Source organism: Paenibacillus taichungensis (assembly GCF_003287275.1).
Taxonomy (GTDB): domain Bacteria; phylum Bacillota; class Bacilli; order Paenibacillales; family Paenibacillaceae; genus Paenibacillus; species Paenibacillus taichungensis_A.
The window spans coordinates 300411-327409 of record NZ_QEVW01000009.1 but is presented as its reverse complement, the minus strand read 5'-3'; the positions used below and the strand labels follow the sequence as shown (position 1 = coordinate 327409).

The window sequence follows — 26999 nt, the reverse complement described above, 5'->3', positions numbered from 1 at the left end:
GTGCATTTCAAACTGCTATTAGGGAGATACGCTCCCCGCGCTGCTATTTTGCTCTGTTTTAGTACCCGGCAATTGAATCATTGGCGTGTTGGACCCACTTACATATGGAAGGGCTCCATCCCATTTCTTAATAGTTTCATATTCAACGAGTTGACTCGATAGTGATTGTTGAAGCTCTTTATTCGCTTTAGCCTGACCTTCTGCTTCAATTAATAGTTTGTCTGCATTACCTTGTGCTTCCACTCGCTTGCGCTCTGCTTCTTTTTTGGCGATCTCCAGTTCAGTCGTTTTACGTTCCAGTTCTTGAGAGGCTTCAACACGCTTATCGATTGCTTCCTGAGTCTTAGCGTCAGGTTGAGGAACACCTACAGTAACGTTTGATACGATGAAGCCTAACTCTTTAACGTCATCAGAAAAACGTTGCTGGACGTCCACTCCTGCATCGGATGACTTTTCACCATATACATCAATGACTGTAAACTTGGAAATACCTTTACGAGCTGCGTCACGGAAACGTGTTTTGAGATATGTATCCTCAATTTCTTGAATGCTAATTGGCCCAAATGTATTAAAGATAGAAGATACTTTACTTGGTTCTACTTGGTAGTTATAAGCAAAATCGATGGTGATGTTCTTCCCGTCAGAAGTCGCAATCTGAATATCTTTGTATTCAACCGTTTGAATTCGGATCGGATATTTCGTCACTTTATCAAACGCTCCAACGAGTTTCCACCCTTGACTCAGTGTGCTATCTTTTACGCCTCCATTGGGTGAATATACAACTCCGACATATCCATTAGGAATTCGTGTGACAAAGAAGGTCACCAGTAATACTCCCACGATAATAACCAATGCAACCGTGATCGCCCCTACCCTAAACGTCTTTGAATTTTTCATCTGCATTCTCCTCTTGTTTGAATTTATCGTACTTTTTCAGAATTCTACTACCTATTTTATTGAATAGCGGGATCATTAATGCCCATAGAATAAATGCTAGGATCAAGATTAAAATGATTCCCCCAATAAATGGCATATTCGTCCTCCCCTCTATGGATGTAACCAAGCACAAATTTATAAATTGCAACTAATTATATCCTTCTTTATATATACTTTGTAAAATCTTATTCGGTTTCAATTACCAAAATATAAAATAAACCCCGGTAGCACGTCTGCATTCAGCAGCGTTCAGCCGAGGTTCATCATTATATTTCAAATATTAAACGATAAATTTCTACTTAAACTCACCTTGTAAAATCATGCTGTCCAATCGTCAGCAACGTTGGTCTGCTCTTGCTCCACAACGACGTCGCAATTTTCGGATTGTAATAATAGAGTGCTCCGTGTGTCGGATCAGTACCATTCAAGGCTTTACGAGCTGCCTGATAGGAAGTGTGGGTTGGCTTTGTATTAAACTGTCCATCGTCTATGGCCGTGAACTGCCCTTTCTGGAAAATCACTTTCGGGATCGATGACGGGAATACATCCGAATGCACCCGATTCAAGACGACCGCGCCTACAGCAACTTGTCCTTCAAAGGATTCTCCGCGTGCTTCCCCATGAATCAGCTTCGCGAGCTGGCGCAGCGTATTACCTTGGGCAGCAGCCTTCTTGTTCAGTCTATTTAGTGTTGCCGGACCTGCAATCCCATCCGCACTCAGCCCCTGAGCCTGCTGAAACTTACGGACAGCGCCTTTGGTGATAGAACCGTAATATCCAGTCAATCCAGCTTTAAAATATCCCAGTTCGTTTAATTGCTCCTGCAATTGCAGCACATGTTCACCGCGAACGCCCTGCTCCAGCTTCTGCGCCCCGGCAGATGGAGCTGCCATCGTAAGGCCAAGAGCCATTGCAAAGGCACCGAGAAGCACACTGACTCGTCCTGCTCTTTTGCCAGCCTTTTTCCCCCTGCGATGGGTGACTTTCCGACTGACGGTAATAGGTTCCATGTGGTCAGTGCTTGTGTGCATATCTTGCAGATCAAGCTTCTCATCCCCGCGATCTAACCTAAACCCTTCATCAAGGCTGTAAATATAGCTCGTCATCTTCATCTGTTTCATTTCTCTCATCTCTTTAACAGGAGTAAGATCAATCACATCCGTTCTCCCGCTTATCTCGCTTATCTCGCTTATCCTATCATTGCCATTATAACTGTACATCACATTCATTCCGACATGATGAGTCACACGTATTACTTCACACACGCCATTCTGTCCACTCATCATATGCTTTTCATTCATTCTATTCTTGTCACTTATTCTATTCTGCTCATTCATCATATTCTCTGCATTCGCTTCGCTCAATTCATTCATTTCACGCGTCTGATCCATTTTAATATTGTTCTTCATCATTCCATTAACCTCCACTTTTCTGAATCCAGATCCCACTTCTTCCCCCTGAATCCTCACGGCCCTACATCCCGAGTGTCATTATAGGATATCAAAAAAGTGACGTCTATCGGACCGATGGCGCAGGCGAAAACCCACTCCAGACACAGCAAAAAGAGGCATGAGCCCATGGTCACGCCATAGTCATGCCTCTTCTTGTATCAACCATCTGCCGCTCGTCCAGCCCATCATTTCCGTAGGCAGGTTGACCCGTACAAAAGTTGCGTTGTATTTATTGACATTTATTCAGCCAATTCCAGACCCTTGGTTTCCCGGCCCAGGAACAGCACAGCCGCTGCCCCAATAAGGATGGTCACGAAGAAAATCGTGAAAATCAGGCTGATTGCAACCTCACGCTGAACCAACATACCCACCATTAATGGAGCAAGCACGCCACCAATTCGGCCTACCGATGTGGCAAGACCCACACCTGTTGAACGAACGGAAGTGGGGTATAATTCCGGACTATATGCGTACAGACCGCCCCAAGCTCCCAGATTGAAGAAGGAAAGACAGATCCCTGCGGTCAGGATCGTCGCTTCCGTTGTTGCCAGTCCAAAAGCAATCGCACTTACTGCTGTCAATGTAAGATAAACGACAAGTACAAATTTGCGGCCAAACCGCTCAATGAAGTACGCCGCCGTGAAGTAACCTGGCAGCTGTGCGATCGTCATAATCAGCACGTACTGAAAGCTTTTGACCAGTGTAAAGCCTTTTGCCATAACCACCGAAGGTAGCCACAAGAACATGCCATAATAAGAGAAAATGACGGTAAACCACAAGATCCAGAGCATCAACGTGGTACGGCGATGAGGTGCTGACCATACCGTCGCAACCTTTTCCCGGAACGTGATTTTCTTAATCTTGGTATTGTTCTTGTAACGAGGCGGGTCCTGAATGGCACGGCGCAGATACAACGCATAGAACGCTGGAACGGCACCAATGGCAAAGGCAATTCTCCAGCCGTATTCCGGGATAACAAAGTTGGCAATGAGTGCTGATACAATCCAGCCACCTGCCCAGAAACTCTCCAGCAGTACAACTGCACGTCCACGTTCTGCTGTAGGCATCGACTCCGATACCAACGTAGATGCAACGGGCAGCTCCCCGCCAAGGCCGATACCTGCAATCAGACGCAACACACACAATACGGCGAATCCGGTTGCTAATGCTGACAGTCCACTAGCAATCGTAAAGATCAGTAGTGTCCACATCAAAATGGCCTTTCGGCCAAAACGGTCCGCAAGTGCGCCCGCAAGCAATGCACCTAGCGCCATACCGATGGAGTTGATACTCGTAAGCACCCCGACTTGTCCGGGACTGAGACTCCATTCCTTGGCAAGTGCAGCCACGATGAAGGAAATCATGCCGACTTCCATGGCATCAAACAGCCAGCTCATGCCAGCACTGAACAGCAGCTTGCGCTGCTTGGGATTCCGCAATACTTCCAGTTTGCTCATGTCTTATAGCTCCCTTGATCTCTATGTAGTCATTCTGACACTAAACCATTATTATGCAGAATGATCCAGAAATCAATGTAAAATACGCAGTTTCGCCCATCTTATAATGATCTTTATCCAATCTTCTTCCCATACCTTACCCCTTGAGTGAACCCGCTGTCAGACCTGCCACAAAATAACGCTGAAGCAGCAGGAACAACACGATCATCGGAATAGCCGTTACCAGCACACCGGTGAGCATCATCGGATAGTTTGTCACGTATTCCCCGCGGAACTGCATGAGTGCGAGTGGTAACGTCAGCTTGGACTTACTGCTGAGCATCAGCATCGGAATGAGTAGATCATTCCATACCATCACGAGCAGGAACGTCGCTGTAGCTGCCAAAGAAGGTGCGACGAGTGGTAGTGCAATCCGTGTATAGAGCCTCCACTCGCTTGCTCCATCCATACTGCCCGCTTCCAGTATTTCCGCATTCAGCATACGCATGAAGCCTGTCAGCATAAATACGGAGACCGGCATTAACATCGCGGCTGATACTACAATGAGTCCTGTCAGACTGTCCGACCATCCGAGCGTACGCGTCAGAGAATAGATCGGCAGCATGCTCACTTGGGAAGGAACGATTAGCCCGGCAACGAACAAGGCAAACACCATTTTGCCCACGCTGCCGCCCCAGCGAACAATGGCATAAGCAATCATGCTGCTGAGCAATAACTCAATCGCAACCGTGCCCAGCGTCACGACCAGACTGTTCCCGAAATACTGCCACATCGGCTGATTGCGAAACATACCAGTGAGATTATCCCACGTAAATGGGTCCGGCCAGCTAAATGGACTGATGAAGAAGTTGCTGCTCGTTTTGAACGATGACACAAATACAAAGTACAGCGGCACAAGAATTAACAGGGCGTACACCAATAGGATCAGTCGATTGAACCATTTTAAAACCATATGAACCCCCTCCCTTCTTGTATAAGTCTTTTAGGTCTGCTCAGGCATCGTTCTCATTCAAGTTTTCTGCCCTAAAGTCATTTCAACGTAATGAAATCCAGAACTCGTTCAATAATTCGTTTAACAACTAAATACTCACGACTCACCTATTCACTAACATATCAATCCGTCCAATCGTTAATAGCTTACCCGGTCGGCACGCAACGCTTTGAACTGCAATAACGTCAGCAAAGCAAGCAGAACCAGGAAAATCATCGAACCCGCAGAAGCAAGGCCAAATGAGTAGCTACCAAAGGCAGTATGATAGATGTATGTCGTCAAAATTTCAGTAGCGTAGTTAGGGCCTCCGTCCGTCATGGTGAAAATGAGGTCAAACGCCTTGAACGATTGAATCGTCGTATAGGCCACAACAATCGTTGCCGAAGGTGCCAGCAGCGGCCAGGTCACGGTACGGAATACCTGCCATTTGCTGCCGCCATCCATACGTGCTGCTTCATACAGTTCCGCCGGAATGCCTTGCAGACCTGCGATAAATACGATCATCATCTGTCCGGCATGTGCCCAGACCTGTACCGCGGCAATGGAGTAGATGGCGATCTTCGGATCACCAATCCAGTTGTGGGCCATGCTCCCCATACCTGCCTCGTTCAATCCATAGTTAATCAGTCCGATCGAAGGATCGTACATAAAAGCCCAGATCAAACCCACCGATACGGAAGACAGAATCGCAGGCAGAAAATACAGTGCCCGAAGCGCGATGCGTGTCTTTGTGTTACGTACCAAGAGCAGCGCCAGAACTAGTGAAATAAAGGTTTGTGCAATGACAACCGTCAACATGAACTCCACGTTGTTGCCAAAGGCTTTACGAAATACGATGCTGCTGAGACTGTCCTTGTAATTATCCAGCCCTACAAATGCATACGACGGGGATACCCCATCCCAATCCGTAAAGGAGTAGAACAGCCCCGTCAATGTAGGAAATACGAACAGTGCAACGTACAGCAGCAACCCGGGTAACAGAAACAGGGATAGCTGAATACGGTTCTTCATCGTTTATTTCCCGATATGTTGATCAATGATCGCCTGTGCCTGCTGCGCTGCCTCTTCAGGAGAAGTACCGCTCAGTACAGCCTGAATGGAGTTGGTTACTGCTTTCTGATTATCTCCGTTCAGGATGGTGAACCGTGGCTGGAACACGGTCTTTTTGCTCGCCCAATCTCCGGCAACCTGGAGCTCAGGTGTATCGTACTTCACATCATTCACCGTTACATTCTGTCCCGTCTGGTTCGCATATTCGCCAGCCACTTCCGGATTGCTCAAGAATTCGATGAACTTCTTCGCTTCTTCGGGGTGTTTGGACTTGCTGTTCACCGCAAGCATAAATGTGGTGGTATGAACACCTTCATACTTCGCCTGATCGGCACTCACCGTAATCGGTGCAAGCAGCTTCTGCTCCAGATTCGGATTTTGCAGTTTGTTCTGTGCCAACTGATACGATCCGCTCGCCAGTATGGCTGCTTTCTCCTGGATAAAGAGTGCACCCGCTGCCGGGTCTTTCGTTCCCAGTGCATCCTGTTGGAAGTATCCTTTGTCGTTCAGTTCCTTGATCTGAGTCAATGTTTTTACCCAAAACTCATCCGTCAGTTTGGCCTCTCCGGCTTCCACTTTGGTAAAAATGTCGTCACTCGGTGCATTGTTCATCACCATCGTATTCATGAATTGACCCGGACCAATGTCCGCTCCGGCGAAGGCAATCGGAATAATACCATTGTCTTTCAGCTTCTGGCACAGCGCCAGAAAACCTTCCCAATCCGTCGGTGGTGTCAGTCCGTATTTTTCGAACAGCTTCACATTATAGATTGGATCGTTATATACGAGTTGATAAGGAATTGCATATTGCTTGCCATCGTGCTGGCCTGCTTCAATCAGCTTAGGATTGTAGGCCGAGAGAAACGACGATCCGGTCAGATCGGTGAACAATCCGGCTTTGGTGAAGGCTTCGAACTGTGCACCAGGGAAGGAAGCAAATACATCCCCGACCGAACCGTCACTGATTTTGGATTGTACAGTGGATTGGTATTGGTCCGAAGGAAGAGTCTGCATTTCCACATGAATGTTCGGATTTTCCTTTTCAAACGCATCAATGGTCTTGTTCAGTGCTTCCACATCCTCTCCACGCCAGTGCATGAAGCTGATTGTTACTTTGCCCGAACCGGAGGAGTCTTTCCCTCCTGATGCTGCGTTATCCCCGCCGCCGCAGGCAGACAGCAGGATGGACATCACCAGCATACTGACAAGGGGCAGGATATATTTTTGTTTTTTTCTCATGAAAGAAGACCTCCTGAAGGATGATTAATGTAAGTTGCACGAATGTTTTTACACTGGATACTCCGAGTGCAGTACCATCTTCCGATCGCTGTTATCCCCGAATTTCTTTGAATCATCTCTATAAATGGTTAAAATCCGGGGATAAAGGCGAGCGCTCCGCTTCTTCAGATCGGTTCTGCCCTCTCCGTTAAAGTGTAAAAAAGGGGCCCTTACTTAGATTTGGTAGTAACTTAGTTCGTAGTAACTGAATGCTTCTTCTGTCTTGTTTTCCACTTCTCACGAATGATGGGCATCACCGTCCGGCCGAAAATTTCGGCTTCTTCCAGATGTGGATAACCGGACAAAATAAATGTGGTCACGCCCAGATCCCCATATTCCATCAATCGTTCTGCAACCTGTTCCGCTGTACCGACAATGAGGATTGCTCCGCCGGAACGAACAACGGATAACCCTGTCCACAGATTGGGACCTACGACGAACTGCTGTTTCTCGGACAGCTCCCGCAGCTCATTCTGTCTACGTTGGTTGGTTGCATCCGTCTCTGCGAAGGCTGCTTTGGCTTTTTTAATCGCTTCAGGTGGGACTTTGCTAATAATCTCCCAAGCCGCCGCCCATGCTTCTTCTTCCGTATCCCGGATGAGTACTTGTGCCCGCATGCCGTAACGTAACTGGCGATCTTGTCCGGTTTCCTCTTGGATCTGTTCGCGAATGACTTCAATTTCTTCGATCTGCTCCTGAATCCAGTCATGCGGCTCGCCCCACATGAGGAATGTATCTGCATGTTCAACAGCGACCCGTTTGGCAATCGGTGAACTTCCACCCAGGTAGAACGGCGGATATGGCTTTTGCACCGTTTCAGGCATGCCTACCGGACCTTTGAAATTGTAATACTTACCATTAAACTCCGATTTGTCTTCGGATGCTTCCTGATTCGACTGAGCACCACTTCCGGCAAACTCGGTCAGATTGAGCCCGGCCGATTGTGTCCATGAACGCTTCATCACTTCCATGTACTCGCTCGCCCGTTCATAACGTTCATCATGGGCATGAGCCAATGGATCTCCCAGTTCCTCCAAATCCCGAACCGAGCTGCCTGTCACCACATTGATCATGGCACGACCGCCAGACAGTTGATCCAGTGCCGCTCCCATTCGTGCCGCCAATACAGGGGTGACCAGACCTGGGCGAATCGCCACAAGCGGACGCAGTGTTTTCGTGTGACTCATGACAGCCGAACCCACAACCCACGCATCCAGACAGGCTCCACCTGTCGGAATCAATACAAATTCAAAACCTGCCGTCTCCGCTGTCTGCGCCACTTGAACCAAATAATCCAGGCTCGGTTCCCTCTCCGGGGCAACTCCAACATACTTTCCGTCTCCTGCTGTAGGCAAAAACCAACCAAACTTCATCTCTTCCTGTTCGCTCATGCAAGTCAATCCCTTCTATGAATAAATAAAGTCTCATGATTAAAAATAAGATCGGTGTTGTGCACATTGGCCGTTCCGGTTACGAATCGTTCTTTCGATCACTGTTATCTCCAGATTTTCTTTTATCTCTTTTTCAAGGGTAAAATCCGGAGATAGCTTATGCTTCCGATGTAGCTTTCTCTCAGAAAGCTTTCAGGTGAACGCGTTGCTTCTTCAGAATCGATTTCGTCCCCTCCACTACGTTCGCACTCGTTAACCTTATTTTTAAAGTGCGCCTAATTTCTAATCATTTTATAAGTACGTTTACATCCAAATGCCGATTAATTAACTTGGTTTAATAGGTATGGACATCATAACAATTGATTTGTCTGTGATCAATGTCATTTCGCGGTAATTTTATTTTGTCATTTTGTGGTGAATTCACAGGAATAGGTCTTCTCGATCTTGAATATTTACAAAACCCACCTGTATAATAGGTTATAAGAGAAACTTTCAGAGATTACAAACTATACTTATATTAAAGAGGTGTTCCTGATGATCGAGAGCATGAAGGAGGACCACCACGAGTTTTTGGATATTATTTTTTTTACTCCGTCTGAATTCGAGAAAGCCGGTGGAGCTTGGCCGATTCGAATTGGCCGTAATATAGCCAAGAGCAATTATCATATTGGCCCTCGAACGACGCCTTTTCATTATTTGATTTTTGTTCTGGAGGGCGAGGGAACGTTCATCCAGAACGGACATCGTTATTCCCTGCGTGCCCGTGATGCTTTCTGCCTGTATCCACAGGTTACCCATGAGTACTGGTCCGACCCGAAGGAATCTTTGCACAAAATTTTCATTGCCTTTGATGGAAAACATGCAGCTGAACTTCTGGCACGAATCGGGCTTACGCCGGACGCGCCGCATCGTTCAGGTGTACTCACGCCGGAGACGGCAAGTGGCATGCGTGCTTTTATGGAAGAGGTTCGCAAACCTCAGGGAGGCGCAAGCGACCTGGGACGACTTACCCGTTTTCTCGGATTGTTTGACCGCATTGCCAAATCCCCCACTACCCGAGTGCTTCAACCAGACACTGCTACACCATGGCTGCAAAAGGGCAAGGAGTACATGGATATTCACTTTGCCGGCGGTATTACCGTGGAAGGTGTATCTTCACACGCAGGCGTGGATCGGACCCATTTTGCCAAACAATTCCGCAAAGCCTACGGCCTGTCTCCTGTCCAATACATTCAACGCCTGAAAATGAATCAGGCCAAACGACTGCTTGTTCAGACCCCGTTAACGTTAACTGAAGTAGCGCACTCGGTCGGTTACCCTGACCTGTTCTCCTTCTCCAAAGCATTCAAAAAGCAGGTCGGTCTTCCACCCAACCGCTATCGAACGGCCGAGAACAACAAAAACAAAAACTGATTTATCGCCAAGCCGCAAGCTATGAATAGCAAAAAAGGCAAGCCTCCTTGACCGGAGACTTGCCTTTTCCTGTTTATAACTTACAACGATCTTTTTGCTAACTTACAACGATCTTTTTGTTAACTATATACGCCCGTTACTTCTTCTCCTCGCTCTTTCGAGCCAGCGGAATTCCATTTTCCTTTGCATACCATGCCTCATAATGATGCACTGCGACACCTGCAAAAGAGGAATGAGAAGCACCGAGATCAAACACTTTCTTCATTTCTTCGTCCATGTTGGTGATGGATTTGCTGAAAAAGGTTAGATGATCGCCCTCATGTGTATCTGCAAGCTCGGCTCCAACCCATACCTTCTTGCCAAGCTCATCCGCTTCGTCCAACTCTTCCTTGGACAGATCATACATCTGCTGACCACTATCCCGATAGGCCATAATAGCCACCGCATCAAAATGGTCAATCACCCAGCGGCTGAATGTACCTCCGCCTTCTGCCGACTCGCGTGCATCCAGCCAGAAAGGGATTGCGGCGCTCATGTAGAGCCCGGCATCCTTACCAGCTTTGGTCCAGGCCTTCATGTTGTCGCTCCACTCCGCAATAACGCTATTCTGCTCGTCCTCCCAGCGTTTTAACTGATAAGGCTCCACATCCAGCTGAATTCCCTCAAAGCGTTCCTTTTTGGCTGAAGCTGCATTATATGCCCGTACTTTTTCAATAAACGCAAGTCCCTCTTCCCGCTTCTCCGTATAGGCCCAGTCTGCATGACCATTAAGGGCATGTACTTCAATCTCAGCCTGGCTCGCAGCCGCGATGAATTTGCGGTATGTCGCATCGGGTACCTCATCCTGAATTTGCAAGAAAATGGTATCTACGCCCTGCGCTTTGGAGAAGGAGATAATCTCAGGCGTCTGCTCTGCAATAATGGAAGCGTCCCACAGCCAGGTCGCCTTATGTTCCTCATGTGAAAACCATTTGAGTAGCCAGGGCAGAAGAAGCAGGCAGAACAGCAGGGCCAAGATGGCCCATTTTGCCTTCACCGTCAATTTGCCCCACTTGTTCGTTAGATTCCTCAGACGAGCAACGCTTCACTTGGCTCAAGCACAGGGTGCTGTACCGAATGACCAATCTTGTAAATGTGCGGATGTGTATACGTTTTGAACGCATTACGTGTATCCAGAATCGGCACACCCATCTCGGCAATATCAAAGTAAGGCAAATCGCTGTGGTTGGTGATCAGCACGATGCAATCGTACTTCTTGAACTGTTCCAGATTGAACGCTTCGCTATAAACCGTCTCGCCATGTTTGTCCCGGAACGATTCAGCATGTGGATCATAATAGCTGACATTAGCTCCACCTTCCTTGAACAGTTCGTAGACTTCCAGTCCTGGAGATTCACGCAAATCGGCAATATTCGGTTTGTACGACATACCAAGCAACAGAATGTTGGATTTACGTACCGATTTTGCGTACTCATTCAGAATGGTTGATGTTTTGTTCAGTACATAATATGGCATATTGTCATTGGTGGATTGCGCCAGCTCAATGAATTTGCTGTAGAAACGGAATCCTTTGGCCTTCCAGGACAGGTACATCGGGTCAAGCGGAATGCAGTGCCCACCGATACCAGGGCCCGGATAGAAAGGCATGAAGCCAAACGGCTTCGTCGCAGCTGCGTCGATAACTTCCCAGATATCAATGCCCATACGGTCACACATCATGGCCATTTCATTAACAAAGGCAATGTTTACGCTGCGGAACGTATTTTCCAGCAGTTTGGACATTTCAGCCACTTTTGGTGAAGATACAGGTACAACCGTTTCAACATATTTGCTGTACAACGCTGTTCCCAGCTTGAGGCAAGCTTCAGTTGTGCCCCCGATTACTTTTGGTGTATTAAACGTAGTGAATCGTCCGTTGGACGGGTCCACACGTTCAGGCGAGAAGCACAGGAAGTAGTCTTTGCCTGCTTCATGTCCGATCTTGTCCAGCTCATCCTGAATCAGCTCTTCGGTTGTACCCGGATAAGTGGTGCTCTCCAGGGTAATCAGCATACCTGGTTTCATATGCAGTTTAATCTGATCCACAACCGTCTCGATATAAGACGTATCCGGGTCCTGATTTTCACTGAGCGGTGTAGGTACGCAGATACTCAACGCGTCAATCACGCGCAGCATGCTGTAATCCGTTGTAGGCTGGAAGCGGCCGCTTTGCATCACTTTTTTCAATTCATCGGACGAAATATCGTGAATATAGGAATCTCCCTGATAGATGCTCTCCACTTTGGATGCATCCAGATCAATCCCGATTACCGTGAAGCCCTGATTGACCATCTCCACCGCAAGTGGTAATCCTACGTAACCGAGCCCGACCACGCCGAGCACCGCTTCTTTATTTTCAATCGCATTCAATAATGTGTGGAATTGTTGATTCTCCATGATATTCCCTCCGGGCAGTGTATTTGTTTGGTTAATTGACGAATCCATTTGATAGATGTTTGTCTGTAGATATACTTGTTTGACTGATAAAAATTAATGAAGACTATCTGTTTCTCTTGGCTTTACTTGTGGTTGCGTTTAATGCAGGCAACGCCTGATTCGGGCATCCAGCTCCACAGGCGAGAACGGTTTGGTCATATAATCATCGACTCCGCTGCGGAAGCATTGACTGATTGTTTGTTCCACACGCTGTTCCGTCAATACGACGATTTTGGGCGGCTGCGCCACATCCAGGTTCTGGATATGTTGAATGAACGGCAGACCATCAATGCCATACAGATTCAATTCCGTCAGCACGAGGTCAGGCGCGATTTTCTCAATCAGTTCCAGTGCAGCCAGTCCATCCACCGCTTCATAGGTTTCATACCCCTGCATCTTCAAACGTAATTGCAGGAACTCGCGTACCGTCGGATCGTTATCCACAATCAAAATTCGTTCCGGATCGTCTGCCGTGTTGTCCAGCGTGTAGATATGAATCTCCGACGGGTCTACCAGTTTGGCGGACTCAGCCATATGTTGAATGGTTGCCTTTGAAGGACGTTCACCTGCCGGGAAACTTGCCAACGTGATTTGTGGATCGGCACCAGGTACCGTTTCCTGCAATTCATGCTTGATGCGAAGCCCCTCATAATGAACCTCATCCAGTGTCAACCCTGGCAGCAGGACAGCAATCGCCTGTGTGGCTCCATCCTCCCAGACCTGGAAGGCAGACTCACTGGTCTGCTCCAGATGTGTCCTGACCTGCTGCTCCGGCTGAGACTGCCCTGCACAATGGATGAACATTAAGCCGCATGTTTCGGCACCCGTTTCTTTCAATCCCTGTTCTACACTGCGATACACATTAACGGCAGCCTCACGCTGCAATGTCGCCGTATTTGGCATGTTCTTTTCCACCCTTCTCCCTCGGTTATCTATATTGTTTCTGCTGTATTGCCTGTGCTTAGCTTAAGCTGCCTCACTTGTCTTCTCTTCCTCGGACCAGCTCTGGCGTGTCATGGTACCCCATGAGTTGTTGTTTTGCATGAACTGGATATGCCCCTGCAGTCTCCACAGCACGCCGAGTTGATGATAGCCGACGAATTTTAGAGCGGAGTAGAACAGCATTTTGACCAGATCCGATAGCTTGTTATACCGCTTGAATGCAATTTCCTCGAGCACTAGGGCTCCCACACTCAGCAGATAACCACTCACCACGTTGAGCAATCCAAAGAGTACAAGAATCGGCCACTGGGTCATATCCATCAGTACATATCCCGTGAGAGCGAGAAGTCCGGTAATGCGAAAATACGGATTCAGCGCTTCAAAAAGGATGTTGTACGGCATGGTCAGCATGCCCATGACTTTATATTTCGGGTTGAACAACATGCCGCGATTCTCGATCATGTTCTTCAGATTTCCACGTCCCCAGCGCTTGCGCTGACTGGACAAGATCCGGTAGGAATCTGGCGCCTGTGTCCAGCAAACGGCTTCAGGGCAGAAGGCTACGCGGTATTTCAGTTTGTTCTCCAGCATATAACGGTGAAGTTTGATGATAATGTTCATGTCTTCACCCGGATAACCGTCTCGGTATCCCCCAACCGCGATAACCGCATCCTTACGGAACATGCCGAAGGCACCCGAGACGATGATCAGACCATTCATGTGACTCCAACCGATCCGTCCGCCGAGAAAGGCTTTGAGATACTCGATGGACTGGAACATCGGCCAAATCTTGCGAGGCAGTGAAACGTCCTGCACTGCCCCATTCTCGATTTTGCAGCCGTTGGCTATCCGTACATCCCCACCAATAGCAACCGTCTCTTCCGGATTCTCCATATACATGCGAGCCATACGAATCAGGGCATCCTTCTCCAGCAAAGAGTCGGCATCGATGGAAGAAATCAACGGATAATGAGACAGGTTGATTCCGGCATTGAGGGAATCGGCCTTCCCGCCGTTTTCCTTGTCAATGACGTAAAGGTCCGGGAATTCCGGATTATGGTAGATCCCGCGAATTTTCTGACAGGAAATCTTGCCCCGAATCTTCGTGTTGGGTACCGGCTTTAGACGATATTCTTCCAGCAACACCTTTAAGGTGGTATCGCTGGATCCATCATTCACTACGATGACTTCATATGTTGGATAATTCAGCGTCATCAGGCAGTTCACATTTTCAATAATCGTCAGTTCCTCGTTGTATGCGGGAACCAGCAAGGAAACCGATGGTACCAGTTCCGAGCCTGACAACGTATTGTATTTGGAATAATGCGATCGCCTGAAGATCGTCCAAATGTTACGGAATGACAAGGCCAGAATGGAAAAGTAAAGCGTATTTACGGCAACGACATAATAGATTGCAACCATGCCGTAGATTAATAGTAGATCTCTAAGCAGTGTAATCCCCTCCTACCGCAGCCACACCTGTACGTTTCTTGCTTGTTGTCCGGTTCCCACGTACGGGACCGAAGTACCGATCATACAGCAGCCTTTTTTTGTTATGTGCAATCATCTGGTCAACGGCTTTGTGGTCTGTTCCTGAGTGCTGCATCGTGCTCTCAATCTGCTGCATTGCAATTTCCCGTTCAGCACCTGTGCCCTCCACAGCGGCCTGACACAAGGCTTCAAATCCCGGTTCACCCAGCTTGCCCAGGCTCTCCGCACTGTTATAGCGTACTCCCCAATCTTCATCACGCAGCGCTTTGCGCAGCAGTGGAATGCTGCCTGCCGCATGTTTTGAACCGAGCGCCTGAACCACTTCGGCACGCACCTCCGGGTCCGAATCCTGCATGAGCTTCAGAATGGTTTCGTCCTGAAGTGCCGGACTTGCGCTAAGGTACAGCTTCACCGCTTCTGCCCGTACATCCTGATGTTCTGCGCCAACGAGTCTGTCGAGTGCAGGCATTACTTCCGGCACAGCTTGTCCCCACATCGCAACCAGTCCCACTTTGACAAAGTCAGGATTGCGATCTTCCAGCAATTCAATCAAAATTCTGCTTGTATCCAGACTGGTTTCGAGCAGAATATCTGCTGCCAGATGATGAATCGATTTTCCTTTGGTCAACAACAGTGCGAGCATGTCTTTCAGTTCACCCTGACGAGTGGTACATCTTGCAATTGAACGACCAATCATAATCGCCATCGGGCCGGGTTTCTCATCCTTAAGCAATTCCATTAAGCCTGGAACGGCCTCTGGACAACGCATGCCGCCCAATCGATAAGCTGCATCAATCTGGCGTCCATAACGAATACGACTCAGTTCCTTCAGATCATGCTCTACAAATCCGGCTTCACGGCAGAGTACAATCAATTTGTTGCGATACTCGCCCTTGAACTGATCGATCCATTCAATAAGTTTGCTCTGGATGACCCGGCGCTCAAGCGGGGCCAGCTTCCCAGGTGGCAATCTCAGGGGACTGTCCTCTGTCAACGCCGTCTGCAGATACGTAAAGTAGTCACGCTGCTTTAGTTTATAAAACTCAATCTTGCGCCGTTTGCCGTTGTGGGACATTTTCATGGCAAACAGCAGGATTACACCCACAGCGACGAGCGCCGTACAGATGTATAGAAATAGATAAGCCAAAGCCAAATTCGGAAACATGTGAAAAGGTCCTCCTTTATACTCATTTATTCGGTCTGAAAACTTGGAATTTGTTCATACCGTTTCTTCATTTCCTCGTAGCTCAGTTTCAGTCGTTCACTGTACTGTACCTGCTCCCATGGCTTCCAGCTGTATATAGGCAATGTTTTCACATCCAGTGTCTTCTGGTCACCACCAGGCCAAGAGATATTTCCAGTAGAACGATCCATTAGCCACGGAACCAGGGTCACACCCTTGACTGCGACAGTTTCGAATTCCCGTCCACCTTTCAGCGCTCCATACTTGATCGCTTGCAGTGAACTTGGGTCACCGAATCCAAGCAGCATCCAGGGAATACGCATCTCGATCTGATTACCGTTATACTGCCAGGCGGTTAACGAATCGGTATCGGACTGATCCGGAGCTGTCGTTCCCCGTTTCAATGTACCCACCTTCTCATTCATGAACGGTTGGGCCGACCGGGTATCTGGTGGGGTCATCCGCAGGCTGACAGCCAGGTTCCATGGATGGAATGGATCTGCCGCATTCTCTTGCTTCTCGGGCAGCATACCGTAACCGTCCTTGCCATAGAGGCGCTGGTTAAAGTCATAGTCCTTGGCGATCTCCACTTGTGATTCATCATCCTGCCCCAGTGTAATCACTGTTTCGAGTCCGTCACTCAGCGTTCGATCTGGAAGTCTCGTACCTGGCTGATTGCCACCATCCAGCGTATCTGTTCCGATACGAAGCAAAGTCTGATTCGGGTCAAAAGGTTGTTCCAGCGTCATGCCAATGTACAGGTAGGCTTCATCATGGGTCATTTTCATTTCCTTGATGCCTTCTACCTTGCCTTGCCAGATGGTGACCTCTTCCTTCTTCAGATCATTCCAGTCGTCCAGTTTCCCGTCGATGGTCAGCTGTTCCTGCTTACCCGGGTCCATGGCGAGCAGACCGAACATCTTCTCATTAGTCAGCACGTTCAGCCAGTAGGCCCGCCGATCAGCGGGAATTTCCAGCGGCATCGTGTTCCAGGTTTTTTTGAACCACTCATCCTGCCACATGAACAAAATCGCTCCCGCATACCCCTCATCATAAATATCCTGAGTCAGCGATGCGTCGATCTCGCCCTGTTCGGCCTCGTTATGTCCGCCCTGATCCCGACCTCCCATACCCAGATGGGAGATCCCAAGCGAAGACGGTACACCGTACTCTGTAATCATTACAGGCATATCGGAAAACTCGGCTTTGAGCTTGCGCAGATAACTTTTGTACGTGTTGTACTCGCCGTTCTCATCCTTGATCGTCTGCAGTGTCTGGTCCGTATGGAACAAGTCCGGGTAATAAGGGTACACATGGTATGCTGCAAAATATCCGCCCTGCCACTCTTCCGGTTGAATATGTCGCGCATCCACACTCACCAAATCCTCTTCAAACAGCGGCTCGCCCGGATGATCCAGCACATCGGTGGTTACCCAGTTGGTAAAGGTCATCGGATGCTCCCACCCGTATTTCTTCTCCAACACGGCGGTGTAATCCAGCAGCTCTGCGAGCCAATTCTCGAACGGTGATGCATCCTGCGTCCCGGAAAAATGAACGCCTTTGTACTGCGGCACGTCAGGATGGCTCTCATTCGTGTTGTTCACCATCGAAGGGTCCCACTCGGTTCCCACATGCCAAGCCATCAGATATTTCCCGGCATTCGTCTTGTATTTGCCGCTTGACTCTCCCGGTTTATCGGGAATGTCCGCATCCCCATATACAGCCGATACCGCCTTTTCAATCTCCTGCTTGAACGTCTGCTCAATATGGTCAGCATAGGCATCCTGCTTCTCGATCAACTCTTCTTCCGGCGACCATATGCCCTGTATAAAATATAACGGTTGCTCCCGGCCACGGTTATACTCAACCAATGCGGTGTAAAAAATCGGCTCATGTACCGTGTACACCCGGATGACATTGGCCCCCAGATCCTCAATCTGCTGGAACCACTTCAAGTAATCCTCTTTGGTCAACGGAAACTCGCCTGGGTAATGTCCTGGTGATGTCGCGCCCAGGTTCACACCTTTCACGAACATCTCCCGCCATGCACCATCGGGTCCATATTCCATGAACCGGTCTCCATCGGTCTTGAATTTCATCTCCGTGCCATTGTCCGCTGTGTACGTAACGAGCTGGGGTTGCATATAGTGCCAGCCGGCAAGTATTCCGCCTGTCACTACGGCCGCTCCTGCAAACATCGTTAGCAACCAGCGTCTTCGTCTTCGTCTGCTCATGGCTCTTAATTGCTCACCTCTCTAGTATGCATCCTGCTTCATCTGCGGATCTTAAATGACATGAAGGTCTACGGGAAATTCCGCATCGGATGTCCGCTTTGGGTAGAGATGTCAGCGGTGTAGTTCTCACTATAGCTCTAAGTCTCTGCATTTGTAACTAGGCTGATGGAAGCAAACGTGAACTGCAACATTCTGCCCATAATTCGTAAAATGCGCCATCAACTAGCATCCAGGATTCCTTCTTGCTCTTATGTTCCATGGACACGAATATTGCCACTTTAACCGTCCGTTTGAGGTTCTTCCAGCCTTGCACATCTCTACCCGTTATTGTTATATGCAACGCGGATTGCGAGATCTGTTTCCGCTTGAACGCTTACCCCATTAAACGCTAATGATATTTTAAAGTTGCGGACATTTTTACAGTATTAACCATAAAGATTACAAAATTGATACTATAGTCCGATAACGCATCCTTGAAAACCCGCGTCCTATCAAGGTTTTCTGAAAAGTGCAGAAAATGAAAAAAGGACATCAGTCCCCCCCTATAGGACTGTGCCCATTTATATTACTTTTACATAAAGCCCAATGAACACCCGGTCATCACCCGGAAGTCACGGATCTCTTACATGAAATGTAAAAAAATACATCTTATTTCCTAAATTTTGACTCTATTAGGTCCATCCAATATTTGTGTCCAATTTGCAAAATAATTCCGGTTGCCGCGTCTGACATTGTCGGATATGCTTATAAAACAAGAACACTTGTTCCATACTGTAAATAAACTGTAAAATAACATTGGCTGAATGAATCCCATCGCTGCACAGAAGCAGCCGAATTATGAATAAAAGGAGAGAAGTACTATGCCCCGCAAAGACGGACGTGTCATTATGCTGGCCGATTGCCAGTCATTTTATGCCAGTGTGGAGAAGTCTGCACATCCTGAATACAGAGACCGTCCGCTTGTTGTTGCGGGAGATCCTGCACGCCGTTCAGGTATTATTCTGGCAGCCTGCCCACTCGCCAAGTCCTATGGAATTACTACAGCAGAACGTCTGGGCGAGGCTCTTGCCAAATGCCCCGATGTTGTCGTCATTCGTCCCCGGATGGCCGAATATATCCGTGTTTCCCTACACATTACCCGTATCCTTCAGTCCTATACCGACCTGGTTGAACCATATAGCATTGACGAACAGTTTCTGGATGTCACCGGAAGTTTGGATCTGTTCGGCAGTCCCGAAACAATTGCCCGCAGCATCCAGGACAGGGTCATGGATGAGACTGGCGTCTATATCCGCGTCGGCATCAGCGACACCAAGGTTGTCAGCAAGATGGCCTGTGATCTGTATGCCAAAAAAGTCCCGGGAGGCATCTATACACTGCCCCGCAAGGACATGCAGACAACGTTGTGGAATAAACCTGTTCGAGACATGTTTATGGTCGGTTCCCGGATGGGGCAGCATCTCTATAAGATGGGAATTCATACGATCGGTGATCTGGCGCAGACTCCATTGTCCCGGCTTAGAGAACGTTGGGGTGTAAATGGTGAGGTATTGTGGCGTATTGCCCGCGGAATCGATGATTCTCCGGTAAAACCCGGGACATATGCCCACCAGCAGCAGGGCATTGGACATCAGATGACATTGCCTCGGGACTATGAATCGTGGGCAGACATCAAGGTGGTACTGCTCGAACTGGCAGAGCTGGTCAGCCGGCGTTCCCGGGACAAATCGCTCATGGGCCATGTCGTCTCTGTAGGATGTCGGGGGCAGGATTACGATCGTCCAACCGGCTTTTCCCGCCAGATGAAGGTGAATGAACCTACCAACATCACCGATGAAGTATACGATGCGGCAGCAGCTCTGTTTCTGCGCCATTGGGACGGATTACCCATTCGCCGCATCAGCGTGTCATTGACCGGGCTTGTGCCTGATTCCGAAGTACAGCTGTCCTGGTTCGATGACCGTGAACGCAAAAGAGAACTGGAACGTGCCACGGATGACATCAAGCGCAAGTTCGGAGAAACCGCGATCATGCGGGCCTCCTCGCTCTGCTCGTCCGCGCAGGCACAGGACCGTTCTCATAAAATTGGAGGTCACTATAAATGAGTAAAAAATTACAGCAAAACGGGATTTTTGAATCTTCGCGCATGATGCTTCCTGAACACCGGGAAGCCTACATCATTCATCAGGAGCAACTTGCTCCCCGTACCCGTCCATCCCTGGATGCCCAGGCAGCGGAAGAAATGTCCCGTTTGCTTAGTAACTCCATGCTGCTTGGGGATGCAGTCACCATCACCCTGTTTCATGAACATGATGATATCCGTTTTACCGGACAGGTGCTCCGATTGGACTCCCCTGCCCGTACCCTTAAGCTGCTGATGGAGAGCGGGACCCGGGACATTCAGATGAATCTTATTACGGATGTGGTGCTCGCGAATGAATGATGCGGGCTGGGGTTGCGGGTATACAGGAATAGATGCAGCATAGCCATTGCTATGCAGGACCGTTTTCCTACACATTCTGAACCAAGTCTGAAGCAACCGACAGGCCAGATTCCTAACGGATCATTTCGTTCAAAAGAATCAAAAGCACGGATTGATGATTCATCGGCTACTCAGGAGGGTAAAGGAGATTTCTTAGTTTTAGAACAAAGTTTTAGAACAAAGTTTTAGAACAAAGTTTTAGAACAAACTCCAGTCAAATTCTTTGGAAAGACGCTCAAGCAAATGCACGCCTGCAATGCTGTTTCCTTTCCGATTCAGAGCCGGACCTACAAGACCGATGCCAAACTGGCCTGGAACCAGAGTCAGAATTCCTCCCGACACTCCGCTCTTGGCAGGCAACCCGACCTGAATCGCGAATTCGCCTGATGCATTATACATACCGCAGGTGGTCATGAACGTTTTGGCGATCTGTACATAACGACGAGGAATAAGCTCAATCCCGGTGATGGGATCTGTCCCGTCATAAGCAAGCACCAGTGCCATACGGGCCAGGTCCGCACAAGTCACCTCGATGGAGCAATGGCGGAAATAGACGGCAAGCACATCTTCCACGTCATCCTTGAGCACACCATTGTGCTTCAGAAAATAACCAAGCGAGCGGTTCAGATGGCCTGTCTCCGATTCGGACCGATATACCGCTTCGTTATAGCCCAGCCGATCATTATTCGCCAGCTTGCGGAAAAATTCCAAAATGCGCCGTGACTTCTCCTCTTTGCAATCCCCGGCAATCAGGGACGATACCGTGATCGCACCCGCATTGATCAATGGATTAAACGGAATGCCCGGTTCGACCAGTTCGAGCTTGATCATGGAATCATAATCATCCCCGGTAGGTTCTTTTCCTACATTAAAGAAGACCGCTTCCTCCCCATGATCCATCAGGGCCAGAATGAGTGTAAATACCTTGGAGATACTTTGCATCGTAAACGGGACACCACAATCTCCGGCTGATACATGATTGCCTTCGGCGTTCATGATATGTATACCCAGTTCGTCTTGTGAGGCCTTGAACAACTCGGGAATATAAGAAGCGACTTTCCCCTGTCCAGTGTGCAGACGGCTGGTCTCCAGCCATTCTGGCAGCAACTGGTTCAGACGTTCCATTGCAGCATTGCTCATATCCATCTCCTCCAAATCTCTGTATAAGCATTTCACAAGCATCCGAATGACAAGTTCCCATCAAAGTGATGCAAAATGCTCGGTATAGTATGTATTACCCGCGAGTCTGATCCCTTACCGCTTCACCTGAAGATTCAGCTCCAGAATCTCGCCGGGTAACCCATGATAATCCCCAACCCATGTGGATACAAAGTTCTGTCTGAGCAATATTCGACGTGATGCCGCATTGGACGGATCGATAACCGCATAGAGTACACCAATTCCCGCCGCCTGTGCCTGAATAATCAGCCGAGCTGCGATGGAAGTCCCGTGTCCTTTCCCCCAATGCTCCGGCAGAATCATATAACCCATTTCCGCCCGGGACGGATCGGATTCATCCGGGATCAGTTTCGCATAGGCCATGCCTACCCCATCTTCACCAGATATCCGATAATAGCCACAATTGTTTCCGAGATTATAATTCAGCATGGATTCAAATTCCGCCGTAGCTTCATGCTCAGGCAAAGCACGTTCGGTAATCTGCTGCATGACTTCAATATTGGACACAAGAGCATAATAATCAGCAAAATCAGATGGTGCATATTTCAAGAAATTCATGACGAACATACCTCCTCCAAATGGCTAACAAGGACTTGCTCTTTTTATTTCACCTAGAGTATACCAGAAGCAAAGTATGCATTGCACACAACCGCATCATGTACAAAAATCTCATTCCTCCCCAGTCGAGCAGGTACCAAAAAAGCGGCCTCCACAGAGACCGCCCAGCTTGCATTTTATAAAATAGAACTTCGTCCCTCGCTACACTCAGCTTGCCCGGGATGAAGGCTTAAGATTCATCTGCTGTTCACGTTGACGTGTACGACGTCCTTGACCCGGAGGTGTAATAATCAACGTCAGCAAGAGCGAGATGGCACACAGTACAGCGATCACTATAAAGGTAAGATGGAATCCGCCCAGCAGGGCGCTGATAAACGATCCAGCCAAGGCACCAAATCCAAATCCCTGATAGATAACGCCATAGTTTTTGCTCTGATTTTTCAGTCCGAAGTAATCTGCTACAATCGCCGGGAAGACCGTGATATTCCCACCAAAGCAGAACGCGATAGCGGCTACACAGGCGAAGAAAATGCCAAAGCTCAGCGGTACCAAACTCAGCGTCATTACGGCAACAGCCGTGACCAGCAGTGCTCCGGCAATAACTTTCATCCGTCCTACTTTATCCGACAGCGCACCCAGAATGATACGTCCAGCGGTGTTAAAGATGGCAACCATCGCCACCGCATTCGCGGCTGTAGCCACATTAAGACCTGCCAACTGTACACCGATGTCTTTCACAATACCGATCAGATACAGTCCGCTCATACATGCCGTGAAGAAAATAACGAACAGCATATAAGCTTCTTTCGTACGCAGCATTTCTTTGACCGTATAATCATGACGTGTTACTTGTTGCTTCCCACCGTCCGTGCTGCTTGCTGCCGGAGCTTGTTCCCGAACAACCGCTTCACGGATCAGGAACGAGCCACCTACAATCAATACCAATACAATAATGCCCCAGTACATAAAAGCTTGAGCAGGACCAACGGCACCGATTAATGCAGAGTTCACGTATTTGAACAACAGACTGCCTGTGCCAAAGGCCCCGACCGAAATACCTGAGATCAGACCTTTTCGCTCAGGGAACCACTTGATCAGGTTGGAGAGGGAAGTAATATACGCCGTACCATCCGCGAATCCAACCACAAATCCGGCCAGAATGTAGAGTAGTGTCAACGAACTCACTTGAGAACTGAGCACGAGTCCCAGACCAAGCACTATACCCGCTACCCGAATCAGGCGACGAAGTCCCCATCGTTCTTGCAGTCGGCCTGCAAATAGTGTGGCAAATGCCAAAGCAAAGCTGGTAATCGAAAAAGTTATCGCGACCGAGCTGACGTCCCATCCGAAACGATCAGACAACGGTTGATTAAATAAACTCCAGGTGTAGATGGTTCCGAGACCCATTTGTACAATAATCGTTCCCAGTACAATAAGCCAGCGGTTCATTTTTATAGTTGTAGATGCTGAATTAGGTGTGGATGAAATAGTTGCTTTCATCGTGATCTCCCCTTTGCCGATGTCATATATATGAATGCGTTCACAAGCTAATCATACATGAAAGGGGATTCATTACACCGATTTAGGCATGAGTTGCATCAGATGCGGAATGAAATGCCTCTAGATGCGCATGAGCTGCCTGAATTCTTTGACCTTGCCCCGACTAACAGGCACTTCAGCCTCCAGATCACGTAAACGAAGCAGGTACGTATTGTTAAACCAGGGCACTATTTCACGAATTTGAGACAAATTTACCACGTAAGATCGATGGCAGCGAAAAAAGGTTTCCTGCGGTAATCTGCCGTGAAAATCCGAAATGCTGACTGGCATCGTAAACTCACCATTTTTGGTATACACCTTCGTTACTTTCTCTTGTGCTTCCGCATAATAAATATCGGCGGTGTCTGTCACAATAATATTGTCATTGCGCAGCAGATTGATGCGTCTTCCAGTCTGGGCATTGGATTCACGCGCCTGCATATATGATGCAGACCATTCATCGTTTGTTTGAGCCGTATTGTGAGCCTGTCCATCGTCGCTGCCACGTTCACGTTCGTCCTGCTCATGATCCCGTTTGAACGCCGTTTCGAGTTTATGAAGCATCGCGGCAATTCGTTTCTCATCATAGGGCTTCAGAATATAGTCAAACGCCTCCAGCTCAAACGCTTCAGCCGCATGTTCCTTGTACGCCGTTGTGAATACGATATATGGCTTGCTCGCAAACTTCCCTATATGATGTGCCAGCATCATGCCATCCAGCGAAGGGATATTTATATCCAGAAAAATAACGTCGACTTCCTGCTCCTGCAAAAACTTCAGCACATCCAGTCCATCTTCCAGACAATCTACCACTTCAATTTGGCTATGTTCCTGTATCAAGTAATTCAGTTCCTCACTTGCCGGAATTTCATCTTCAACAATAAGAGCTCTCATCGACCGTTCATCACCTTGTTACTACATCTCCTTTGGGTACATCAAATAAAATATCGGTTCCTTGCTCCATCCGGGTAATCGTCACCCCCTGTCCATAGATGAGTTTCACCCGTCGATGCACGTTATACAACCCGATCTGGTTGGCAGGCATCCGGTCATGATAGACACGCTCAATAATGTCGGCTCCAATGCCTGCTCCTGTGTCACTGACCCCAATTCGCACAAAGTTAGGATAATCCTGTACACGAATCCGTACGGTCCCGGGTCCTTTTACCTTGAGAATACCGTGAATAATGGCGTTTTCCACAAGCGGCTGAATGACCAGGCTTGGAATATGCACAGCCACCTCATCAATATCATAGATGACGTTAAGCCTGCTCCCGAAGCGTGCCTTCTCGATTTCCACATAATTGCGGACCTGCTCCAGCTCTTTGTGAATATCAATAAGCTCATCCGACAGCTCCAGGTTATAGCGCATATATCCCGACAAATTCACAATAAGCTCGCGCGCCCGATCCGGCTTGGTGCGAATCGATGAGGCAATCGCGTTCAGCGCATTAAATAGAAAATGAGGATGGATCGTGGTCTGCAATGCACGCAGCTCCGCTTTATTGGCGGCAGCCTTGATCTCCTCCACACGTGATACTTCCATCTGAGTGGAAATAATCTGGGACAAACCCACAGCCATCGTTTGCAACGGATACGTAATCTTGTATGCTTTACAGTAATAGATTTTCAGCGCACCCGTCACTTCCCCCCGCTCTTTGAGCGGAATAATGAGCAGGGAGTGGATATCCGGCGTTTTTTCGTCAATTACATCATTGCTGATTGTAATCTCTCCACTGGAGATCGTCTTCTTCGTCATCTCACTAATAATTTCATTACCGATGTGATATCGTTCTTCACCAAATCCCACATAAGCCAGTACATTTCGGGTATCCGTAATCGCAACCGCATCCGCCTGAATATCCTCCTGAATAATCCGGCAGATCGTACGCAGAGAGTCTTCATCAATGGAGCGGAAGTATGGCAAGGTTTTGTTCGCAATCTCCAGCGCCAGCTTGGCCTGACGAGCTGCAATCATTTCCTTTTCCCCTTCCACACTCTGTACCAGCAGCACGATTAGTCCAATGTTCACCTCACCCAATATCATCGGCAGCGCAATCTTCGAGACAATATCAGCACCCAGAGGATCGGGATAGGAATACAGTAGGATAAGCAGCATCGTAAGCGCCTCACAGATCATTCCGGCCGCAATACCGATCATCCAACGCTTCGACTTAGGTGTATACTTGTGTATATACCCGGAGACCAGACCTGCAAGGATACTTGTGATCAGGCACGGGATCGCCGTGACCCCATCCATATCGATTAAATACCGATGCACCCCGGACACAATCCCTGTAATGATGCCCACAGGCGCTCCAAACAGAATGCCGCCAGACATGATCGCAATAATGCGCACATTCACCAGCGAGCCTTCCACATTAATACCGGTATACGTACCAAAGATGGCAAATGCACAGAATAACAACGTAACCGCAATGTACTCCTGCCATCTCAATTTTCCCTTTTGCAAAATCTGTCTAAACCGCGGTATCCTCGATAGAAAGAATAAAAATATAATCAGCAGTGCCGCCCGTTCAAACAGCCCCAGCAGCATCGTAAACATTTCCATCAATCTGACTTCCTCCAAATCCGTCAAAAATAAACGCCCCTCATCGCAGCATCGTTTTTACTCGCTTTGAACTCCATGCACGCTCGTATGCAACAGTTTACCGCTCCAATAGGAGGAAAGCAAAGTCAATCCTGTGAAAAAGAAATGCAAAAGGACTCAGCCGATAGCTATGTACACGATTGATCTACATAAAACCCCACTTCCAGAAATCCAATGTGTTATAAGGGAGTCATTATTGAAATTGCCAACACCGTGTCGGACGAATGCCTTGAATTAAGCCCTGTAGTTTGGGAATTGAAAAGATATGAGGAGTTTTCTGGAATGCTGATTCCCGTGTCCCCTTAGGATTGCAGCTGCATTCCAGTTATGAACAAAAG

Annotated in this window: 21 protein-coding genes; 3 read left to right on the top strand and 18 right to left on the bottom strand. The window is 48.3% G+C overall.

The window, feature by feature from the left end:
- Positions 1 to 18: 18 nt before the first annotated feature.
- The 7 genes from DC345_RS16280 to DC345_RS16250 form a co-directional block, all read right to left on the bottom strand.
- On the bottom strand, positions 19 to 897 hold the full coding sequence (locus DC345_RS16280; RefSeq protein ID WP_113053961.1) for a prohibitin family protein: 879 nt from the start codon (positions 895 to 897) through the stop codon (positions 19 to 21).
- A gap of 344 nt (positions 898 to 1241) precedes the next feature.
- Positions 1242 to 1829: a cell wall hydrolase gene (locus tag DC345_RS32450; protein WP_113054059.1), complete on the bottom strand. Its 588-nt coding sequence runs from the start codon at positions 1827 to 1829 to the stop codon at positions 1242 to 1244.
- Positions 1830 to 2626: 797 nt separating this feature from the next.
- The gene (locus DC345_RS16270) at positions 2627 to 3844 is read right to left on the bottom strand and encodes an MFS transporter (RefSeq protein WP_063565627.1); all 1218 of its coding nucleotides are present in this window, start codon (positions 3842 to 3844) and stop codon (positions 2627 to 2629) included.
- 136 nt (positions 3845 to 3980) lie between these two features.
- Positions 3981 to 4796, bottom strand: coding sequence for a carbohydrate ABC transporter permease (locus DC345_RS16265; RefSeq protein WP_113053960.1), 816 nt, complete (start codon positions 4794 to 4796; stop codon positions 3981 to 3983).
- 177 nt (positions 4797 to 4973) lie between these two features.
- Positions 4974 to 5846, bottom strand: a complete 873-nt coding sequence (locus tag DC345_RS16260; RefSeq protein ID WP_175383100.1) for a carbohydrate ABC transporter permease — start codon at positions 5844 to 5846, stop codon at positions 4974 to 4976.
- A 3-nt stretch (positions 5847 to 5849) separates the two neighbouring features.
- Positions 5850 to 7124: an ABC transporter substrate-binding protein gene (locus DC345_RS16255; protein WP_113053959.1), complete on the bottom strand. Its 1275-nt coding sequence runs from the start codon at positions 7122 to 7124 to the stop codon at positions 5850 to 5852.
- A 230-nt stretch (positions 7125 to 7354) separates the two neighbouring features.
- Entirely contained in the window at positions 7355 to 8554 is a 1200-nt protein-coding gene (locus tag DC345_RS16250) for an LLM class flavin-dependent oxidoreductase (protein ID WP_113053958.1), read from the bottom strand.
- A gap of 534 nt (positions 8555 to 9088) precedes the next feature.
- Here DC345_RS16250 and DC345_RS16245 point away from each other — a divergent pair.
- Positions 9089 to 9967 (top strand): helix-turn-helix transcriptional regulator, encoded by an 879-nt coding sequence (locus tag DC345_RS16245; protein ID WP_113053957.1) that lies wholly within the window; start codon positions 9089 to 9091, stop codon positions 9965 to 9967.
- Between the two features lie 136 nt (positions 9968 to 10103).
- Here DC345_RS16245 and DC345_RS16240 read toward each other — a convergent pair whose 3' ends face one another.
- The 6 genes from DC345_RS16240 to DC345_RS16215 all read right to left on the bottom strand — a co-directional run bounded on the left by DC345_RS16240 (position 10104) and on the right by DC345_RS16215 (position 18292).
- Positions 10104 to 11003 carry a hypothetical protein gene (locus DC345_RS16240; protein ID WP_258530690.1) on the bottom strand — a complete coding sequence of 300 codons (900 nt, stop codon included), beginning with the start codon at positions 11001 to 11003 and terminating at the stop codon, positions 10104 to 10106.
- Positions 11004 to 11035: 32 nt separating this feature from the next.
- Positions 11036 to 12403 carry a nucleotide sugar dehydrogenase gene (locus DC345_RS16235; RefSeq protein ID WP_113053955.1) on the bottom strand — a complete coding sequence of 456 codons (1368 nt, stop codon included), beginning with the start codon at positions 12401 to 12403 and terminating at the stop codon, positions 11036 to 11038.
- Positions 12404 to 12541: 138 nt separating this feature from the next.
- Positions 12542 to 13345 (bottom strand): response regulator, encoded by an 804-nt coding sequence (locus tag DC345_RS16230; RefSeq protein WP_113053954.1) that lies wholly within the window; start codon positions 13343 to 13345, stop codon positions 12542 to 12544.
- A gap of 63 nt (positions 13346 to 13408) precedes the next feature.
- Entirely contained in the window at positions 13409 to 14806 is a 1398-nt protein-coding gene (locus DC345_RS16225) for a glycosyltransferase family 2 protein (RefSeq protein WP_181586610.1), read from the bottom strand.
- Positions 14807 to 14828: 22 nt separating this feature from the next.
- Positions 14829 to 16040, bottom strand: a complete 1212-nt coding sequence (locus DC345_RS16220; RefSeq protein WP_113053953.1) for a HEAT repeat domain-containing protein — start codon at positions 16038 to 16040, stop codon at positions 14829 to 14831.
- Between the two features lie 26 nt (positions 16041 to 16066).
- Positions 16067 to 18292 (bottom strand): hypothetical protein, encoded by a 2226-nt coding sequence (locus DC345_RS16215; protein WP_113053952.1) that lies wholly within the window; start codon positions 18290 to 18292, stop codon positions 16067 to 16069.
- An 860-nt stretch (positions 18293 to 19152) separates the two neighbouring features.
- On the opposite strand from DC345_RS16215, the gene DC345_RS16210 reads away from it, so the two are divergent.
- Together DC345_RS16210 and DC345_RS16205 are read left to right on the top strand one after the other, a co-directional pair.
- Positions 19153 to 20397 (top strand): DNA polymerase IV, encoded by a 1245-nt coding sequence (locus DC345_RS16210; protein WP_113053951.1) that lies wholly within the window; start codon positions 19153 to 19155, stop codon positions 20395 to 20397.
- Positions 20394 to 20735: a YolD-like family protein gene (locus DC345_RS16205; RefSeq protein WP_076288242.1), complete on the top strand. Its 342-nt coding sequence runs from the start codon at positions 20394 to 20396 to the stop codon at positions 20733 to 20735. The genes DC345_RS16210 and DC345_RS16205 overlap by 4 nt, the downstream gene beginning before the upstream one ends.
- A 237-nt stretch (positions 20736 to 20972) precedes the next feature.
- Here the strand turns inward: DC345_RS16205 and glsA are convergent, their stop codons facing one another.
- The 5 genes from glsA to DC345_RS16180 form a co-directional block, all read right to left on the bottom strand.
- Positions 20973 to 21914, bottom strand: coding sequence for a glutaminase A (gene glsA / locus DC345_RS16200; protein ID WP_113053950.1), 942 nt, complete (start codon positions 21912 to 21914; stop codon positions 20973 to 20975).
- 114 nt (positions 21915 to 22028) lie between these two features.
- On the bottom strand, positions 22029 to 22511 hold the full coding sequence (locus DC345_RS16195) for a GNAT family N-acetyltransferase (protein WP_175383105.1): 483 nt from the start codon (positions 22509 to 22511) through the stop codon (positions 22029 to 22031).
- Positions 22512 to 22718: 207 nt separating this feature from the next.
- The gene (locus DC345_RS16190; protein ID WP_181586609.1) at positions 22719 to 24011 is read right to left on the bottom strand and encodes an L-lactate MFS transporter; all 1293 of its coding nucleotides are present in this window, start codon (positions 24009 to 24011) and stop codon (positions 22719 to 22721) included.
- 120 nt (positions 24012 to 24131) lie between these two features.
- Entirely contained in the window at positions 24132 to 24944 is an 813-nt protein-coding gene (locus DC345_RS16185) for a LytR/AlgR family response regulator transcription factor (RefSeq protein ID WP_113053948.1), read from the bottom strand.
- A 10-nt stretch (positions 24945 to 24954) separates the two neighbouring features.
- Positions 24955 to 26607: a sensor histidine kinase gene (locus DC345_RS16180; RefSeq protein WP_113054056.1), complete on the bottom strand. Its 1653-nt coding sequence runs from the start codon at positions 26605 to 26607 to the stop codon at positions 24955 to 24957.
- Between the last annotated feature and the right edge of the window lie 392 nt (positions 26608 to 26999).